General features: G+C 69.5%; 20 protein-coding genes. 18 read left to right on the plus strand and 2 right to left on the minus strand.

Annotation, left to right across the window (positions count from 1 at the left end; translation table 11 throughout):
- Window positions 1-20: 20 nt before the first annotated feature.
- Window positions 21-350 (minus strand): hydrogenase maturation nickel metallochaperone HypA/HybF, encoded by a 330-nt coding sequence (locus QMK30_RS13425; RefSeq protein ID WP_283517907.1) that lies wholly within the window; start codon window positions 348-350, stop codon window positions 21-23.
- 302 nt (window positions 351-652) lie between these two features.
- Between QMK30_RS13425 and QMK30_RS13430 the strand changes: the two genes are divergently transcribed.
- The 14 genes from QMK30_RS13430 to QMK30_RS13490 are packed head-to-tail and all read left to right on the plus strand — an operon-like array spanning window position 653 to window position 13919.
- Window positions 653-1708 (plus strand): NADH-quinone oxidoreductase subunit B family protein, encoded by a 1056-nt coding sequence (locus QMK30_RS13430; protein ID WP_283517908.1) that lies wholly within the window; start codon window positions 653-655, stop codon window positions 1706-1708.
- A 37-nt stretch (window positions 1709-1745) separates the two neighbouring features.
- A complete protein-coding gene (locus QMK30_RS13435) occupies window positions 1746-3536 on the plus strand; it encodes a nickel-dependent hydrogenase large subunit (RefSeq protein ID WP_283517909.1) in 1791 nt (596 codons plus the stop codon).
- A gap of 1 nt (window position 3537) precedes the next feature.
- Window positions 3538-4503, plus strand: coding sequence for a NifU family protein (locus QMK30_RS13440; protein WP_283517910.1), 966 nt, complete (start codon window positions 3538-3540; stop codon window positions 4501-4503).
- On the plus strand, window positions 4500-5153 hold the full coding sequence (locus QMK30_RS13445) for a DUF5947 family protein (protein ID WP_283517911.1): 654 nt from the start codon (window positions 4500-4502) through the stop codon (window positions 5151-5153). The genes QMK30_RS13440 and QMK30_RS13445 overlap by 4 nt, the downstream gene beginning before the upstream one ends.
- Window positions 5150-5791, plus strand: coding sequence for a DUF6084 family protein (locus QMK30_RS13450; protein WP_283517913.1), 642 nt, complete (start codon window positions 5150-5152; stop codon window positions 5789-5791). Before QMK30_RS13445 ends, QMK30_RS13450 begins: the two co-directional genes overlap by 4 nt.
- Entirely contained in the window at window positions 5788-7230 is a 1443-nt protein-coding gene (locus QMK30_RS13455) for a hypothetical protein (protein ID WP_283517915.1), read from the plus strand. The genes QMK30_RS13450 and QMK30_RS13455 overlap by 4 nt, the downstream gene beginning before the upstream one ends.
- Before the next feature lie 14 nt (window positions 7231-7244).
- Window positions 7245-7364 carry a DUF6893 family small protein gene (locus QMK30_RS38780; RefSeq protein ID WP_502963133.1) on the plus strand — a complete coding sequence of 40 codons (120 nt, stop codon included), beginning with the start codon at window positions 7245-7247 and terminating at the stop codon, window positions 7362-7364.
- A 17-nt stretch (window positions 7365-7381) separates the two neighbouring features.
- On the plus strand, window positions 7382-7588 hold the full coding sequence (locus tag QMK30_RS13460) for a hypothetical protein (RefSeq protein ID WP_283517916.1): 207 nt from the start codon (window positions 7382-7384) through the stop codon (window positions 7586-7588).
- A 3-nt stretch (window positions 7589-7591) separates the two neighbouring features.
- Window positions 7592-8104, plus strand: coding sequence for a hydrogenase maturation protease (locus tag QMK30_RS13465; RefSeq protein WP_283517918.1), 513 nt, complete (start codon window positions 7592-7594; stop codon window positions 8102-8104).
- A 2-nt stretch (window positions 8105-8106) separates the two neighbouring features.
- Entirely contained in the window at window positions 8107-10665 is a 2559-nt protein-coding gene (gene hypF, locus QMK30_RS13470) for a carbamoyltransferase HypF (protein ID WP_283517919.1), read from the plus strand.
- A gap of 37 nt (window positions 10666-10702) precedes the next feature.
- Window positions 10703-10999, plus strand: coding sequence for a HypC/HybG/HupF family hydrogenase formation chaperone (locus tag QMK30_RS13475; RefSeq protein WP_283517921.1), 297 nt, complete (start codon window positions 10703-10705; stop codon window positions 10997-10999).
- Window positions 10996-12099, plus strand: coding sequence for a hydrogenase formation protein HypD (gene hypD, locus QMK30_RS13480; RefSeq protein WP_283517922.1), 1104 nt, complete (start codon window positions 10996-10998; stop codon window positions 12097-12099). Before QMK30_RS13475 ends, hypD begins: the two co-directional genes overlap by 4 nt.
- A gap of 8 nt (window positions 12100-12107) precedes the next feature.
- Window positions 12108-13175, plus strand: a complete 1068-nt coding sequence (gene hypE, locus QMK30_RS13485) for a hydrogenase expression/formation protein HypE (protein ID WP_283517924.1) — start codon at window positions 12108-12110, stop codon at window positions 13173-13175.
- Window positions 13176-13919, plus strand: coding sequence for a DUF6390 family protein (locus tag QMK30_RS13490; protein ID WP_283517925.1), 744 nt, complete (start codon window positions 13176-13178; stop codon window positions 13917-13919).
- 72 nt (window positions 13920-13991) lie between these two features.
- Here QMK30_RS13490 and QMK30_RS13495 read toward each other — a convergent pair whose 3' ends face one another.
- A complete protein-coding gene (locus QMK30_RS13495; RefSeq protein WP_283517927.1) occupies window positions 13992-14522 on the minus strand; it encodes a hypothetical protein in 531 nt (176 codons plus the stop codon).
- Here QMK30_RS13495 and QMK30_RS13500 point away from each other — a divergent pair.
- The 4 genes from QMK30_RS13500 (at window position 14521) to QMK30_RS13515 (ending at window position 17903) form a co-directional block, all read left to right on the plus strand.
- Window positions 14521-14817, plus strand: a complete 297-nt coding sequence (locus QMK30_RS13500) for a hypothetical protein (RefSeq protein WP_283517928.1) — start codon at window positions 14521-14523, stop codon at window positions 14815-14817. The genes QMK30_RS13495 and QMK30_RS13500 overlap by 2 nt on opposite strands.
- Before the next feature lie 81 nt (window positions 14818-14898).
- A complete protein-coding gene (locus tag QMK30_RS13505; RefSeq protein WP_283517930.1) occupies window positions 14899-15408 on the plus strand; it encodes a CHRD domain-containing protein in 510 nt (169 codons plus the stop codon).
- 477 nt (window positions 15409-15885) lie between these two features.
- The gene (locus QMK30_RS13510) at window positions 15886-16563 is read left to right on the plus strand and encodes a response regulator transcription factor (protein ID WP_283517931.1); all 678 of its coding nucleotides are present in this window, start codon (window positions 15886-15888) and stop codon (window positions 16561-16563) included.
- A 2-nt stretch (window positions 16564-16565) separates the two neighbouring features.
- The gene (locus QMK30_RS13515) at window positions 16566-17903 is read left to right on the plus strand and encodes a sensor histidine kinase (RefSeq protein WP_283517932.1); all 1338 of its coding nucleotides are present in this window, start codon (window positions 16566-16568) and stop codon (window positions 17901-17903) included.
- The last annotated feature ends 19 nt before the right edge of the window (window positions 17904-17922 follow it).

The following is a 17922-nucleotide window of genomic DNA, read 5'->3' on the forward strand; positions in this document are numbered from 1 at the left end:
CCGCAGGTGCCACACATACGTCAGCCCACTCTCATCGAAATGATCTCAAGTTCCCGTCCCGATGTGATCTCCACGTCGGCGCTGCCGCAAGGGCAGAGCAGGACAAGATCGGTCAAGGTGACATCGGAGTCGCAGGTGCGGCAGTGCAGGACCCCGGGAGGCTGGTCGATGTCCAGCCGCGCACCCTCGGCCGCAGTGCCCTCGGTGACCAGGTCGAAGGAGAATCGCATGGAGTCGGCCACCACTGCGGTCAGCACGCCCACCCGCAGCCGGACCGCGTGCACCTGCCGACCGGCAGCGCGTTCACACACCGCGTCGACCACGCTCTGCGCGATCGCCAATTCATGCACAGCCGCCCCGTTCTCGCGTCCACGTCCAGCCCGCATATTCGCTTGCCGGCCGAGACCGCCCGCCGGTAAGCCATTCATCCCGCCGAGCCGCTCACTGGCTCCTATTCCGCTTGGTTCACGCCTGATCCACGATCTCCGCCGACCTGGAAGAGGAATACCATGGTCGACTTGCGAATTCTCGTGTTGACAGGGCACCCGAAAGGAGTCTAGATGGTAGCAATGTGAGCTACACCATACCGATGGGCTCAGCTGATCTCAGTGAAGCGGCAGATCGGCCGTCGGCCCCGGAAGGCGGCAGCGCTATGCCGACAGACGCAGCGGTCAAAGCAGAGGAAACGCTGATCCACGTGCTGTGGATCAATGCCGGTCTCAGCTGCGACGGGGATTCGGTGGCGCTCACCGCCGCCACTCAGCCCAGCATCGAGGAAATCGCGCTCGGCGCATTGCCCGGCCTTCCGCAGGTCGCGGTGCACTGGCCACTGATCGATTTCGAATGCGGCCCCAACGGCGGAGCAGACGACTTCCTGGAGTGGTTCTTCAAGGCGGACCGGGGCGAGCTTGAACCGTTCGTCCTGGTCGTCGAGGGGTCCATCCCGAACGAGCAGTTGCACGACGAGGGCTACTGGTCCGGCTTCGGCAACGACCCCGCCACGGGCCAGCCGATGACCACCAGCGAGTGGCTCGACCGGCTCGCGCCGAAGGCCACCGCGATCGTCGCGGTGGGCACCTGCGCCACGTACGGCGGCATCCACGCCATGGCGGGCAACCCGACCGGTGCGATGGGAGTGCCCGACTACCTGGGCTGGGAATGGAAATCCAAAGCCGGAATCCCCATCGTGTGCGTGCCGGGCTGCCCCATTCAGCCGGACAACCTGTCGGAGACGCTCACCTATCTGCTCTACATGGCCACCGACCAGGCGCCCATGATTCCGCTCGACGACGCGCTCCGCCCGACCTGGCTGTTCGGCCAGACGGTGCACGAGGGATGCGACCGGGCCGGCTACTACGAGCAGGGCGACTTCGCCACGGAGTACGGCTCGCCCAAGTGCATCGTAAAACTGGGCTGCTGGGGTCCCACCGTCAAGTGCAATGTGCCCAAGCGTGGCTGGATGAACGGCATCGGCGGCTGCCCCAACGTGGGGGGAATCTGCATCGGCTGCACCATGCCCGGGTTCCCGGACAAGTTCATGCCCTTCATGGACGAGCCCCCCGGCGGCAAGCTCTCCACGAACGCGGTCGGACTGTACGGATCCACGATGCGCCGACTGCGGCAGATCACCTCGCACACCCTGGACCGCGAGCCGAAATGGCGTAAGCCGGGGAAGACACTCACGACCGGTGCCACCCGCACCTGGTAACCCACACACCGCGAAAACAGAGAGCTGAGGCGGCGCAATGACAGCGACGCGCAACAAGGGGGGCGGCGGAAGCCGGGGCCAGGACGAATTGGTGGAGATGGCGTGGGACCCCATCACCCGGATCGTCGGCAGCCTGGGCATCTACACGAAGATCGACTTCAAGCAGCGAGTGGTCGCCGAGTGCCACAGCACGAGCTCCATCTTCCGCGGCTACTCGGTCTTCATGAAGGGCAAGGACCCACGTGACGCGCACTTCATCACCAGCCGGATCTGCGGCATCTGCGGTGACAACCACGCCACGTGTTCCTGTTACGCGCAGAACATGGCCTACGGAGTGAAGCCGCCGCATCTCGGCGAATGGATCGTCAATCTCGGCGAGGCAGCGGAGTACATGTTCGACCACAACATCTTCCAGGAGAACCTGGTGGGGGTCGACTACTGCGAGAGGATGGTCGCCGAGACGAATCCCGGAGTGCTCGAACAGGCCAACCGGACCGCCTCGCCGCAGGCGGACGCCCACGGGTACAAGACCATCGGCGACATCATGCGCTCCCTGAACCCGTTCACCGGCGAGTTCTACCGCGAGGCACTCCAGGTGAGCCGGATGACCCGGGAGATGTTCTGCCTGATGGAGGGCCGGCACGTGCACCCCTCCACGCTGTACCCCGGTGGCGTGGGAACCGTGGCGACCATCCAGTTGATGACGGACTACATCACGCGTCTTCAGCGGTACGTCGAGTTCATGAAGAAGGTCGTGCCCATGCACGACGACCTCTTCGACTTCTTCTACGAGGCGCTCCCCGGCTACGAGCAGGTCGGCAACCGGCGCATCCTGCTGGGGTGCTGGGGCTCTTTCCAGGACCCCGAGCACTGCAACTTCGAGTACAAGGACATGACCAACTGGGGTCGGAAGATGTACGTGACCCCGGGCGTCGTCGTCGACGGGAAACTGGTCACCACGGACCTGGTGAAGATCAACCTGGGTATCCGCATCCTGCTTGGTTCGTCCTACTACGGCGACTGGGAAGACCAGGAGATGTTCGTGACCCACGATCCGCTGGGCAATCCGGTCGACCGGCGCCACCCCTGGAACCAGCACACCAACCCGCAGCCGCAGAAGCGGGACCTGGACGACAAATACAGCTGGGTCATGTCGCCGCGGTGGTTCGACGGAAAGGACTACCTCGCACTGGACACCGGAGGCGGACCGCTGGCCCGGCTGTGGGTCACGGCGCTCGCCGGCCTGGTCGACATCGGCTACATCAAGGCCACCGGCGACAGCGTGAAGATCAACCTCCCCAAGACCGCCCTCAAGGGCCCGGTCGAACTGGAATGGCGCATCCCGCAGTGGAGCAACACCCTTGAGCGCAACCGGGCCCGCACCTACTTCCAGGCGTACGCCGCCGCCTGCGCGCTGCACTTCGCGGAGAAGGCCCTCGTGGAGATCCGGGCCGGGCGGACGAAGACCTGGGAGAAGTTCGAGGTCCCTGAGGAGGGCATCGGCTGCGGCTTCACCGAGGCGGTGCGCGGCGTCCTGTCCCACCACATGGTGATCCGGGACGGCAAGATCGCCAACTACCACCCGTACCCGCCGACCCCGTGGAACGCGAGCCCACGCGACACCTACGGCACGCCGGGTCCCTACGAGGACGCGGTGCAGGGGCAGCCGATCTTCGAGGAGAACGACCGGGAGCACTTCAAAGGCATCGACATCATGCGCACCGTCCGCAGTTTCGACCCGTGTCTGCCCTGCGGAGTGCACATGTATCTCGGCGAGGGCAAGAAGCTGGATTTGCTGCACTCGCCGACCCAGTCCGCGGGTGCGTAACGTGACCGGGCACTCCGAGCCGGCGGCCCCCGAGCCCGCTCCCGCCTCGTCGGACTGGCGCGCGACCGGCGACCGCATCGACGCCCTGATCGCCGCCAGCGCGTCGGGGGGCGCCGTCGCGCGAGAACGAAGCGAGGAACTGGTCCGACTCGTCACCGATTTCTACGGTGCCGGACTGGAGCAGCTGCTCGACGTCCTGTACGAACGGGGCCGACTGGACGACGACGTCCTGGCCGCCCTCGCCGCAGACGACCTGGTGGCCAGCCTTCTGCTGGTGCACGGAATGCACCCCTACAGCGTGGAGACACGGGTCGAGAAGGCGCTGGAGAGCGTGCGACCGTATCTGGGCTCCCACGGCGGAGACGTGGAGCTGCTCGGTGTCACCGATGACGGTGTCGTCGGGCTGCGACTGCTGGGCAGTTGCGACGGTTGCCCGTCCTCCTCGGTCACGCTCAAGCTGGCCGTGCAGGGCGCGGTCGAGGCGGCGGCTCCGGAGATCACCACAATCGAGGTGGAGACCGCCGGCGAAGGGCCATCGGGCGCCTCCGGTCCGGTGGTACCGGTCGACGCGCTGTTCTCGCGGCTTCACGAGGCCTCTGCGGCGCCCGGCCGACCGGGCGCGTCGTGGCAGCCCGTACCGGAGCTGAACGCGCTGCCGTCCGGTGGCGTCGTCCGGGTCACCGCGGGCGGCGTCAAGGTGCTGGCCTGTCGGATCGGCGCGGACCTGTTCGCCTTCCGGGACTGGTGCGCCCAGTGCGACCTGCCGCTGGAGGGCGCCGCACTGGCCCGACGGCTGGGTGGCGCATCGGGAGACGCGGTGCTGCGCTGCCCCGCCTGCCGCGCGCACTACGACGTGCGGCGCGCGGGCGCCTGCCTGGAGGAGGAGGGGCTGCATCTCGACCCGCTGCCGCTGCTCGCGGACGGTACGAGCGTCTCGATCGCGGTGCCCACACCGGTGGCGACATGATCATCCGAAGCTGTGCGTCGTCCCCCGCGGCCTCCCTGCTGCGGATCACCCGCAGGCGTCCGCAACCGGCGGCGGGCGAGCGCTGCGAGATGTGCGCGGAGCCGCTTGGGACAGATCATTCCCATGTGGTGAACCTGGACAGCCGGGCCCTGATGTGCGCGTGCCGACCCTGCTATCTCCTGTTCAGCGACCAGCGGGCGCACCTGCGCTACCGGGCGGTTCCCGACCGCTACCTGCAGTTCGGCGGCCTCACCCTGGACGACCGGACCTGGGACGAGCTGCAGATCCCGGTCGGACTGGCATTCCTGTTCCGCAACTCCCTGCAGGACCGCACCATCGCGTTCTACCCGGGGCCCGCCGGCGCCACCGAGTCCGAACTGCCACTGGACGCCTGGGGCACCATCGTCGAGGCCAACCCGGAGCTGGCGGTGCTGCGCCCCGACGTCGAGGCACTGCTGGTGCGCCGCACGGACGGGCCGGAGGGGTCGTGCCACCTGGTGCCCATCGACACCTGCTACGAGCTCGTCGGCAGGCTGCGAACGCTGTGGCGCGGCTTCGACGGCGGCCAGGAGGCGCATCAGGCGATCGACACGTTCTTCGCGCAGGTGCGGGAACGCAGCCGCCCCGCGACCATGGCCGGTCCGTCATGACCGGCCTCGGTTTCTCCGTGCTCGACATCGTCGCCGAGCCGTACACCGTCGTGCCGCAACTGACCGCGCGGCTGCGGATCGAAGAGGGCTCCGGCGAACGGATCCATGCCATCGTGCTGCGCTGCCAGGTCCGTATCGAGCCGCAGCGCCGACACTACGACGACACCGAACGGGACGGGCTGCGCGGCCTGTTCGGGGAGCGGGATCGGTGGCCCGACACCCTGAAACCGTTCCTGTGGATGCAGTGCAACGCCACCGTGCAGGGGTTCACCGGCGCCACGGAAAGCGACCTCGCGCTGCCCTGCACCTACGACTTCGACGTGATCGGCTCCCGGTACCTGCACGCCCTCGGAGACGGCGAGGTGCCCCTCACCCTGCTCTTCTCCGGCACGGTGTTCACCAAAGGCAGCGCGGGCTTCGGGGTACGCCAAGTGCCCTGGGACTGCGAGGCCCGCCATCTCATGCCGGTCACCGTGTGGCGGCAGATGATCGAGTCCCACTTCCCGAACTCCGGCTGGATCAGGCTGGACCAGGACGTACTCGACCGGATCGCCGACTTCCGTGCGCGGCGCGGGCTGATCAGTTGGGACGAGACGGTGAGCACCCTGCTGGCGGACCTCGGCGAGGTGGTCCCGTGAGCGGTCTGCCCAGCAGGACCGAACCGACCGGCCCGACCGATCCGGTGGGCCTGGAGCACGTCCGTACGGTCGCCGACGCGGTGCTCTACGAGGGCTACCTGCTGTATCCGTACCGTGCGAGTTCGCACAAGAACCAGTCGCGCTGGCAGTTCGGGGTCCTGGGGCCGCCGTCCACGTCTCCGGGGAGCTTCGGCGAGGAGCCGGGCATGGCTGTGCAGTGCCTGCTGACGGACCCCGGCGGCACGCCGGCGGCGGTCACCGTCCATCTGCGCTTTCTCCAGCTGCAGGTCCGCGAGGTGTGGCGCCGCGACGAGGACGGCAGTCATACCGCGGTCGGAGCTCTGAGCGTCGACGGGGTGTCGGTGCTGAGCTGGGACGAGGCCGTGGAGCGGGAAGTCGGGCTGTCCGCCGTGCCGTTGGCCGAACCGTCCGACCACCTGTACACGATCCCCGGCGGGGAGGACACCGAGCCGCTGTCGGACACCCGCGGCACGCCGCTGGGCCGCATCGTGCGGCGCCGCGAACCTCTGACGGTCCGGATCCGAACCCGGGCGACGGTCGACGGCGGCTTCGTCCGGCTGTCCGTGACGGTGGACAACGAGCACGCCGGGACAGCGGTCGGCAAGGACGCCGCGATCCGCGCCTCGCTGATCGGCTCACACCTGATCCTCCAGGCACACGGCGTCCGGTTCGTCTCACTGCTCGATCCACCGACCGAGGCCGCGCCCGCCGCTGCCCGCTGCCGGCAGCACCGCTGCTGGCCCGTGCTCGCCGGGGCGAAAGGGACGGCCCACACCGTGCTCGGGGCGCCGATCATCCTGTACGACCACCCGGAAGTGGCCGAGCAGAGCGCCGGCGCGCTCTTCGACTCCACCGAGATCGACGAGATCCTGACGCTGCGCGTGATAACGATGACGGAGGTGGAGAAGGCCGAGGCGCGGGCCACCGATCCCCGGGCGCGGGAGATCATCGACCGCTGCGAGGCCATGTCGTCCGCGGATCTGCAACAGCTCCACGGCCTGCTTCGTGATCCGCACGCGCCGACGTCCCCGCCCGGTCCCGAGGCCGCCGCGGCGTCCGATCTCCGTGACGCGGAGCCGGCCCCCTTCGACACGGGCGGCGCACCCTGGTGGGACCCGGCGTCCGACGCCCTGGTGAGTCCGGCGTCCGACGCGGTCGTGATCGACGGCGTCCGGGTCGCCAAAGGCAGCCTGGTCCGCGTGCACCCCTCCAGACGCGCCGACGCACAGGACCTGTTCTTCGCCGGCCAGGTGGCTCGGGTCACCGCCGTACTCTCCGACGTCGACGGGGCGACGCATGTCGCGCTGGTGCTCGTCGACGACCCCGCGGCCGATCTGCACGACTGGTACGGCCGCTACTTCTACTTCGCGCCCGACGAGCTGGAACCGCTGCCCGTCGAGGGCCCCCCGGACCCCTGAGAGGAGAGCCGACCATGAGGATCCTGGGCTTGATCACCACCGGTGTGGCGGCAGTCGCGGCGGCCGCCGCCCTGGTCGTCGGAGTGATGTCGATCCCCGACATCCGCCGGTACCTGCGCATGCGTTCGATGTGAGTGAGGAAGTGGACCCCATGACCGACACGCCAGCCGAGGACGTCGAGGAAGAGCCGCAGGAGGAGCGTGGCCCGAGGGGGTCTCGCGACACCGGGTCCGACGAACCGTCCGGTGGGCCCGTCGACCGGCCCTCGGGCGAGGGCGACGAGAAGTCCGACACCTCCATCAACCCGCAAAAGGCGTCCCACCCGGACGCCCCCGACCTACAGTCCGGCGGAGGCTGACCGATGGCCGGTGGCGTGCTCGTGGCGGGCATCGGCAATCTCTTCCTCCGCGACGACGGCTTCGGCCCCGAGGTCGTAAGGCGCCTGGCCACGCCCGGTGGCCTGCCCCCACGGGTCCGGGTGACCGACTACGGCATCCGCGGCATGCACCTCGCTTACGACCTGCTCGACGGGTACGACGCGCTGGTCCTGGTGGACGCGTACCCGGGGGGCGGCCCGCCCGGCGAGCTGACGCTGCTCGAAATCGGCGCGGAAGATCTCGGCACCGGAGAATTTGACGCACACGGCATGAATCCGGTGTCAGTCCTCGCAAATCTGGATAAAATAGGCGGTAGTCTTCCGGTCACCCACCTCGTGGGCTGTACCCCCGCCGATGTCGATGAGGGAATCGGCCTCAGCGAGGCAGTTTCCTCCGCCGTACCCGCGGCGGTCGATGCCGTACGCGCGCTGGTCCGGCGCCTGGCATCGGCCGAACGCGCAGAGACCGTCCTGCCCGCAGAGCCCAGGAGCCCTTGATCATGTGCCTTGGCATTCCCGGTCGAGTCGTGGAGACCGTGGACGGATACGCCGACCAGCTCGTGCTCGTCGACGTGGAGGGGGCGCGGCGGCGCGTCAACATCGGGATGCTCGACACGCCCCCGGCCGACGGTGACTGGGTACTACTGCACATGGGCTTCGCGGTGGAGGTCATCGACGAGGCCCAGGCCCGAAAGGCCCTTTCGGGCCTGGAGATGATGGGCCAGGCCCGCCCCGGTCGGGTCCGGCGACGCTTCGAGGTGCACGGTGTCGTCCAGGGCGTCGGCTTCAGGCCGTTCGTCTATGCCACCGCCTCCGATCTCGCGCTCTCCGGCACGGTGGCCAACACCAGCGCGGGCGTGGTCGCCGAGGTCGAGGGGGAAGCCGCCGCAGTGGAGGCGTTCGGCCGACGGCTCCGGGCGGACGCGCCGCCGCTGGCGGTCGTGGAGTCCGTGCTCGCGTCGGAGCAGCCGACGCGGGGCGGAACCGAGTTCACCATCGAGAACTCCACTGACGACGGCGGGACCCGCACGCTGGTATCCCCCGACATCGCTACGTGCAGGGACTGCCTGGACGAGATGCGCAGCCCGGAGAACCGGCGGTTCCGCCACCCGTTCATCACGTGCACCAACTGCGGCCCCCGCTTCACCATCATCACCGGTACGCCGTACGACCGGGCCGCCACGACCATGGCGGCGTTCGGCATGTGCGCGGCCTGCCGGCAGGAGTACGACGACCCGGCCGACCGGCGCTTCCACGCCCAACCGATCGCCTGCCACGAATGCGGGCCCCGGCTCGAACTGATCCGCAAGGACGGGCCGTCCGATGCGCCGGAGAAGGACGAGGACGCGCTGCGAGGGGCGCGGGAACTGCTCGCCGAGGGCCGGATCGTAGCCGTCAAGGGCCTCGGCGGCTACCACCTCGCGTGCGACGCGCGCAATGAGAAGGCCGTGATGGAGCTGCGGCGGCGCAAGCAGCGGGGAGGCAAGCCCTTCGCGGCCATGGTCTCCGGTCTGGAGGTCGCCGCGGAGCTCGTGACGATGACCGGGGACGAGGAAGCCCTGCTGTCCGGGGTCCGCCGACCGGTCGTGCTCCTTCCCCGCCGGGCGGCCCAGCCGGGAGCCGCAGTGGCCGACGCGGTGGCACCGGGGAACCCGGACCTGGGACTGATGCTTCCCTACACCCCGTTGCACGTACTGCTCTTCGGGGTCGGGGACGACCGTCCGGGTCCCGACGTGCTGGTGATGACCTCCGCCAATCTGGCCGGCGAGCCGATCGTCACCGACGACCGCCGCGCGCTGGCCGAACTGTCCCCCCTGGCCGACGCCTGGCTGCGCCACGACCGGGTGATCCACGTGCCGTGCGACGACTCGGTGAGCCGGTTCGTCGGCGGCGCGGAGCTACCGGTACGCCGGTCCCGCGGCTACGCGCCGCTGCCACTGGCGCTGCCCTTCGACGTACCACCGATGCTCGCGGTCGGCGCCGATCTGAAGAACACCTGCGCGCTGGCTGAAGGGCGCTACGCGTGGGTCAGCCAGCACATCGGCGACATGGACGACCTGTCCACCGTCCGAGCCCTGACCCGCAGCGAGGCGCACCTTGAGCACCTCACCGGCGTCAAGCCCACGCAATGGGTCGCCGACCGCCATCCCGACTACCGTTCCGCCGATTGGGCGCGGGCGCACGCGAACGGCCGTCCGGTGCGGACGGTGCAGCACCACCACGCCCACATCGCCTCCGTCATGGGGGAGCACGGCCTGAGTCCCGCGGAGAGCGTGATCGGCGTCGCCTTCGACGGAACCGGCTACGGGACCGACGGAGCCGTGTGGGGCGGCGAGGTCCTGGTCGCCGGCTACAAGTCCTTCCGCCGGGCGGCACACCTCGGGTACGCGCCGTTGGCGGGCGGCGACGCGAGTGTGCTGCGGCCGTACCGGATGGCGCTCGCCCACCTCCACGCCGCCTCCGTTGCCTGGGACGAGGGGATTCCGGCGGTGCGCGCCTGCCCGGCCGGGGAGCGGGACGTACTGGCGCACCAGTTCACCACCGGCTTTGGCTGCGTACCCACGTCGAGCATGGGCCGGCTCTTCGACGCCGTCGCCTCCCTCGCCGGTGTGCGGCACGAGGTGAGGTACGAAGCGGAAGCGGCCGTCGAACTGGAGGGGCTGGCCCGGTCAGCCGGAGCCGGCTCCACCCAGCCGGGGAACGGCTATGCCTTCGGCATCGGCCCCTCGGAGGCCGGGGTGCCCGTCATCGCCGATCCGGGGCCGGTGATCCGCGCGGTGGTGTCCGACGTGCGGTCGGGGGTCCCCGCGGAGCTGATCGCCGCACGCTTCCACGCGTCCGTCGCCGCTCTCGTCGCCGACCTGGCGGAGGTCTGCCGCGTACAGACCGGCCTCGACGTAGTGGCGCTCGGCGGCGGTGTGTTCCAGAACGCCGTCCTGCTCGAAGCGGCGCAACGCACTCTCACCGACCGGGGTTTCACCGTCCTGCGGCCACGGCTGCTACCACCCAACGACGGCGGGATCGCCTTCGGCCAGCTCCTGATCGCCGCCGCGGGCTGATCCCGTGGACTCCAGGGATTCACAGAGAAGAGGGACCATGTGTCTGGCAGTTCCGGGGCGTGTCCTCAGCACCGCCGAAATCGACGGCGCGTTGATGGCCGAGGTCGACTTCGGCGGAGTACGCAAGGAGGTGTGCCTCCAGTACATCCCCGACGTGACGATCGGTGAATACGTCATCGTGCACGTCGGATTCGCCATTCAGCGTCTCGACGAACGGTCGGCGCAAGAGACGCTGGCCAACTTCGAGAAGCTCGGGATTTTGGCGGAGGAGTTCGGCGACGGGTTCGAACTCGCCGCCAGGCAGAAAGAATTCCCCGAAGGAGCGGACAAGTGAAGTACCTCGACGAATTCAGCAATCCCGATCTGGCGAAGAAGCTCCTGGACCAGATCCACGCCGCCACCACGCGGCCGTGGGCCCTGATGGAGGTCTGCGGGGGCCAGACGCACTCGATCATCCGGCATGGCATCGACCAGTTGCTTCCCCCGGAAGTCGAGATGATCCACGGCCCCGGCTGCCCGGTGTGCGTGACCCCACTGGAGATCATCGACCGGGCACTGGCCATCGCCGCCCGCCCCGGCGTCATCTTCTGCTCCTTCGGCGACATGCTGCGCGTGCCGGGCAGCAGCCAGGACCTGTTCTCGGTCAAGAGCGCCGGCGGCGATGTGCGCGTGGTGTACTCACCGCTCGACGCGTTGAAGCTGGCCCGGGAGAACCCGGACCGTGAAGTCGTGTTCTTCGGGATCGGGTTCGAGACCACGGCGCCCGCCAACGCGATGGCCGTGTACCAGGCCAAGCGCCTCGGGGTTCGGAACTTCTCGCTGCTCGTCTCCCACGTCCTGGTGCCGCCGGCGATGGCAGCCATCATGGAGTCCTCCACCTGCCGGGTACAGGCGTTCCTCGCCGCCGGGCATGTGTGCAGCGTGATGGGCACGGCGGAATACCCGCCCCTGGCGGAGAAGTACAAGGTCCCCGTCGTCATCACCGGGTTTGAGCCGCTGGACATCCTCGAAGGCATCCGCCAGACGGTCATCCAGCTCGAAGAGGGCCGCCACGAGGTACAGAACGCCTACCCGCGTGCCGTACGCGACGAGGGCAACGTCCCCGCCATGGAAATGCTGCGGGATGTCTTCGAGGTGACCGACCAGACGTGGCGCGGCATCGGGATGATCCCGCGCAGCGGCTGGCGGCTGTCCGACAAGTACCGGGATCTCGACGCCGAGCGCCGGTTCGACGTGGCCGACATCCGCACCTCCGAGTCGTCGCTGTGCCGGTCCGGGGAGGTCCTGCAGGGCCTGATCAAACCCCACGAGTGCGCCGCGTTCGGCAAACAGTGCACTCCGCGCAACCCGCTCGGAGCGACGATGGTGTCGTCCGAGGGAGCGTGCGCCGCCTACTACCTGTACCGCCGGCTGGAACTGGTCGATGCGAAGTGACCGACGCCATGCAACACACAGCGGACCTCGACTTCGAGAGCTGGGTCTGCCCCGTACCGCTGCGGGACACGCCGTCCATCGTGATGGGTCACGGGGGCGGCGGGGCGATGTCGGGCGAGCTGATCGAGCACCTGTTCCTGCCCGCCTTCGGCGCGGCCGCGGCGGCCGAGCTCGGCGACTCGGCTGTCCTGTCGATGGACAACGGCAGCCGGCTCGCCTTCTCCACCGACTCGTTCGTGGTGAAGCCGATGTTCTTCCCCGGCGGGTCGATCGGTGACCTGGCAGTCAACGGGACGGTCAACGACCTCGCGATGTCGGGCGCGTCACCGCTGTTCCTGTCGACGGCGTTCATCCTCCAGGAGGGCACCGGGCTGAGCGAACTCGGGCGGATCGCCGAGGCGATGGGGGCGGCGGCCCAGGCCGCCGGCGTACGGCTGGTCACCGGAGACACCAAGGTCGTCGACAGCGCCAGCGGCGACGGCGTCTACATCAACACCTCAGGCATCGGCATGATCCCCGACGGTGTCGACATCCACCCGCGCCGGGCGCGGCCCGGTGACGCGGTGCTCATCAGCGGCGACATCGGTGTGCACGGTGTGGCGGTGATGAGCTGCCGGGAGGGGCTGGAGTTCGGCACTGCGGTCGAAAGCGACACCGCCGCCCTGCACGGCCTGGTCGCCACCATGATCGCCACCGGCGCGGACCTGCATGTGCTGCGCGACCCGACCCGCGGCGGCGTATCGGCTTCGCTGAACGAGATCGCCCGTGCGTCGGCGGTCGGAGTCGAACTGGTGGAGCGGGAGCTGCCGATCCCGCAGACCGTGCGGGACGCCTGCAGTCTGCTGGGGCTCGATCCGCTCCAGGTGGCGAATGAGGGCAAGCTCCTCGCCTTCGTGCCCGCCGAATCCGCGGACGAGGTGCTGGCGGCTCTGCGGGCGCACCCCCTCGGGCGGTCGGCCTGCCGGATCGGCACCTGCGTCGCGGACCACCCGGGCATGGTGGTGGCGAAGACCGCTTTGGGTGGCAACCGGGTCGTCGGGCTGCCGATCGGCGAGCAACTGCCGAGGATCTGCTGAATGAGCGCCCAGGGAGCGCTGGTCTTCGCGCGATACGCCTACCCTCCCAATGAACTCGGCTACTGCGGTCCCCCGGACGCCTCGGCCCTGCTCAGGCCCGAGGCGACGGCCGGCATCGAGCGGCGGGCGCGGCAGTTCGAGGGGGCATGGTGCTATCTCGAATTCCTGGCCGAGTCGGCCGGGCTCCCGGATCCGCTCGACGTGCGTGTGGTCGAGGCGTACTGGATCGGCAACGAGCTGCTGGAGCAGGTGGACCCCGCGGCGCTGCTCGACCGGCTGCTGGAACGCTTCCGCGGCCAGATCGGCGGCACCTGGCGCGAGGCGGGGCGCCGCGCTCGCGCCCATCACAGCTTCCAGGTTTTCGACGTGTACCCGTGGACCCGGCTCCTGCGGGCCGGCGGCAACCCGTCCGCCTTGTCCGTGCTCGACCAGTGCCGTATCCGCACCGGTGTCGTCCTTCACGTCGACGGCGAATCGGCCACCGTGGAATCCCGCCCCCTGCGGCTGGAAGGCGACGCCGTGGTGACCGGTCCGCTCAGGCAGGAGGTGGTGCGCTGGTCGACCGGCGGCCGGTCGTTGATCGGCGGGCTCACCCCGGGGGACCGGGTGGCGCTGCACTGGGACTGGGTGTGCGACATCCTCACCGAGGAGCAGTGCGCGCGCGTCGAGGCGCTGGAGGAGCGGCAGCGCGGCGAGGTCGCCGGCCTCGCGCCGTGGCCGCTGCCGGGCGGGCCCGGGCGGTGACGAGTGCGCCGCGGAGGGTCCCTACGGTCGCGGCTTGGTCACCGCCTCGGGGCGGCCGGGAGGCCCGGCGACCTACTGTGCGGTGTGCGGGCCCGGTCCGACGCCGCAGCGGCGACGACGGGCCCCTTGCCTTTCTTCGGGCCGGTACGGGCCTCCTTCGCGGGGCCGCGCCACCACTTCGGGTGCTCGCGGAGGGGGAAGCCGCAGTGAGCCGTTGCCGATGCGCGCATCTCGGATCACCTTCGGTTCCCCGACCGGCTTGCCCTTGAGGTCGGTTGTCACTGCCACCGCGTGGCGCCCCAGGCACCGCTTGCGCTCGTCCGGCCGGTCACAGAAGAGCGTGTCCCCCTTGAGGCGGTCGACTCGTCCCGGCACCAGTCGCCGCACCCCGGTGTACGTGGAGAGCACCGCGTCGGGATGGGATTCCCTGAGCCAGGGTGCGACGTTCTCGCGCACATCCTCGCCGAACCGCTCCTTCTCCTCGAACGGGCGGACCAGGCTTGCGACACCTGATCCAGGGTCGACCGTCCCGTCACGCCAGGGGTAGCCCACCCGGTAGTAGGGGTGTCCGGACAGCGCGCCGAGCGGCTTGGAGTCGCTCATGCGCATCAGGGTCGGCCGCCGGTTGCGTACGGCATCGCTTCTGCACGACCTGGTCCTGCTGCCCCTCTACACGGTCACCGACCGCACCGCCCAGGCCCTGCTGGGCGGCCGCCGCGGCGAATCCGCCGCTCATGCCCGGGGCGAAGGCCGTCCGCTGATCCGGGGGTGGATCAACTACGGCTCTCGGAGCGCCTCTCCGAATCTGCTGCTTCGAGATCGGACCGAGCAGCTCCCCCCAGCGGCGGGCGCCCATCCAGCCGCACAAATATTGAGCAAGGGCTACGCATGGTCTTGAGTCGAAACGGCGGAGATCACTTCCCAGAGCACATCACTCGATCTCCCAGCCCCGACCGCCCGACAAAGAATCGAGACGTCCATGCGTGCCCTGACCTCAATGATGGTCGCAGCCGTTGGCTGCGCCGCGGCCCTCACCGCCCTGACTGCTCCTGCCACCGCATCGGGCGTCCTGCCCAGCGTCGATGGGGCTGACAAGATCGCCCATGGCGCAGCCGACTTGACCGGCCGCGAAGAAGTACCCGGCCCGGGCGACCGTAACGGCGGAGGCGAGTTCTGGTTCCAGGTCAAGAACGGCAGCCTCTGCTACTCCCTGAGCGTACGCAGAATTGACCAGCCCACCGCATCTCACATCCACGCGGGCAAACGCGGAACAGCCGGGCCAGTCGCCATCACGCTCAAGACACCCAAGCACGGCAAATCAAGCGGCTGCGTCAAGGCACAACGAACCCAGACAACAGAGAACGCCGCCACGGTACTGACCTACCGCGAACTGCGAGAACTCGCTTGCAAACCGCAGAAGTTCTACGCAAACGTACATAACCGCCCCTTCCCTGACGGAGCCGTCCGAGGGCAGCTCATCCACCAGTAGCCGAGCAATCGGCCTGACTGGCCAACGAGGACTTGGCGGACGGCAGGACGGCAGGACGGCGCCGGGCCGGCCCCGACGGTTCCGGCATGGTTGACCTCGGCCCGGAAAGTGGACCGGCCGCGCTGGACGCCTGCGACCGTGACCGCGTCCGAGAACGCGGTCACGGTCGGCGCCCGGAAGCCCGACCCCGAGTACCGCAACGAGAAACTGCCAAGCTCTGGAGGTGCTCGACGATCGGCTCGCCCAAGGACGGCGACGTATGCAGGGCCGGGTCTCCCGCAACCCGCCGAAGAAGCGCTTCCCGGCCGCCCCACCAGGCGGGAGCCAGGTGGTGTGGATGGGCGGCGGCTGGAGATCACACGTGATGCGCAGCCTCCAAAGCGTTCTCAACCAGATGTGAAGCGTTCCGGGTACGACCGGGACCATCGTCGGTGTGGGTTCAGCTCCGATTCAGGTACGGAGGGCCACAATCGGGGCATGCGGATTCTGGTCGTCGAGGACGAGGGCCGTTTCGCCGAAGGGCTGCGAAACGGCCTGGAGGCGGAGGGCTTCGCCGTCGATGTCGCGCTCGACGGTACGGACGGCCTGTGGCGGGCGCGCGAGAACCCGTACGACGCGATCGTCCTCGACATCATGCTGCCGGGCCTGAACGGCTACCGCGTCTGTGCGGCCCTGCGCGCCGAGGGCAACTGGACGCCGATCCTGATGCTCACCGCCAAGGAGGGCGAATGGGACGAGGTGGAGGGGCTGGACACCGGCGCTGACGACTATCTGACCAAGCCCTTCTCGTACGCCGTCCTGCTGGCCCGGCTGCGGGCGTTGCTGCGCCGCGACCCCCGCGAGCGGCCTGTCGCACTCACCGCCGGTGATCTGCGGCTGGACCCGGCGGCCAAGGAGGTTTCACGCAGCGGCGTCCTGGTCGAGTTGACCGCCCGCGAGCTGGCGTTGCTGGAGTTCCTGCTGCGCAGACGTGGCGAGACCGTGTCCAAGCGGGAGATCCTCGCGCATGTCTGGGACAACGACTTCGAGGGCGACCCGAACATCGTCGAGGTTTACGTCCGCCATCTGCGCAACAAACTCGACCGGCCCTTCGGGCGGGCCTCGATCGAGACCGTGCGCGGCTGCGGCTACCGGCTGGCCTCCGATGGAGGTTAGCGATGGGGGTTAGGGTCCGGTCGACCGTGGCGGCCGTCCTCGTCGTCGCGGCGGGACTGCTCGTGGGGGCGGTGGCCCTGGTCGCGCTGCTGCGGGCCGAGCTGACCGACGACGTACGGCAGGCGTCACGCGCCCGCGCGGAGCAGGTGGCCGCCGTCATCGAGTCCGGGCGCGGAGTGCCGTCGCTGGCCGTGGCCGAGCGTGACGAGCAGTTCATCCAGGTCCTGGACGCAAAGGGCGCCGTGGTGGCCGGCAGCGGGAACGTCGAGGAACTTCCGGCACTGGCTCGCCCGGACGCGGACGGCGAGTCCAGGATCACCACCCCGCTGGACGAGGACGAGTTCCTGGTGGTGGCCGTGGCCGCCGACGGGCCCGACGGGCAGAAGACGGTGCTGGTCGGGCGGGCGCTCATCGCGGTCGCCGAATCGACGCGGATCGTCATCCGGCTGTTGCTGGCGGGACTGCCGCTGCTCCTCCTGCTGGCCGCGGCGGCCACCTGGATGGCGGTCGGGCGGGCGCTCGCGCCGGTTTCGGCGATGCGCGCCGAGGTCGAGGCGATCTCCTCCGCCGAGCTGCACCGCCGGGTGCCGCTACCGCGAGGCCGCGACCAGATCGCGCGGCTCGCGGCCACCATGAACCACATGCTGGATCGCCTGGAACGGTCCCAGACCGCCCAGCGGCGCTTCATCTCCGACGCCTCGCACGAACTGCGCTCTCCCGTGGCGTCCATCCGCCAGCACGCCGAGGTCGCGCTCGCCCATCCCGGCCGGACGACACCGCAGAAGCTGGCCGCCACCGTACTGGCGGAGGATCTGCGGATCCAGCGCCTGGTCGACGACCTGCTGCTGCTGGCACGGGCCGACGAGAACGCGCTGCGGCCGCGCCTCCAGCCGGTCGACGTCGACGATCTGGTCCTCGACGAGGCGCGGCGGCTCCGATCGACTGCGGCAGCGCTGCGAATCGGCACGGCCGGAGTGTCCGCGGCGCGGCTGAACGCGGACCCGCAGGGCCTGCGGCGGGTGCTGCGCAACCTCGGTGACAACGCGGCCAGGCACGCCCGCTCCCAGGTGGCCTTCGACCTCACCGAGACGCAGGACGGCCGGATCGTGCTCGGGGTCGAGGACGACGGCCCCGGGGTGCCGGCCGCCGACCGGGAGCGGGTCTTCGAACGGTTCGTACGCCTCGACGACGCGCGGGCCCGGTCCGGGGAGAGGACCGGCGGCAGCGGGCTGGGGCTCGCGATCGTCGCGGAGCTGGTGGCGGCACACTGCGGCACGGCCACAGTGTCCGGCAGCCCGCTGGGCGGGGCCCGCTTCGAAGTGTCGCTCCCCTGTCGCTGAAGGCCCGTTCAGTTTTGTT

Source organism: Streptomyces sp. H27-C3 (assembly GCF_030063415.1).
In the GTDB taxonomy this organism is placed as follows: domain Bacteria; phylum Actinomycetota; class Actinomycetes; order Streptomycetales; family Streptomycetaceae; genus Streptomyces.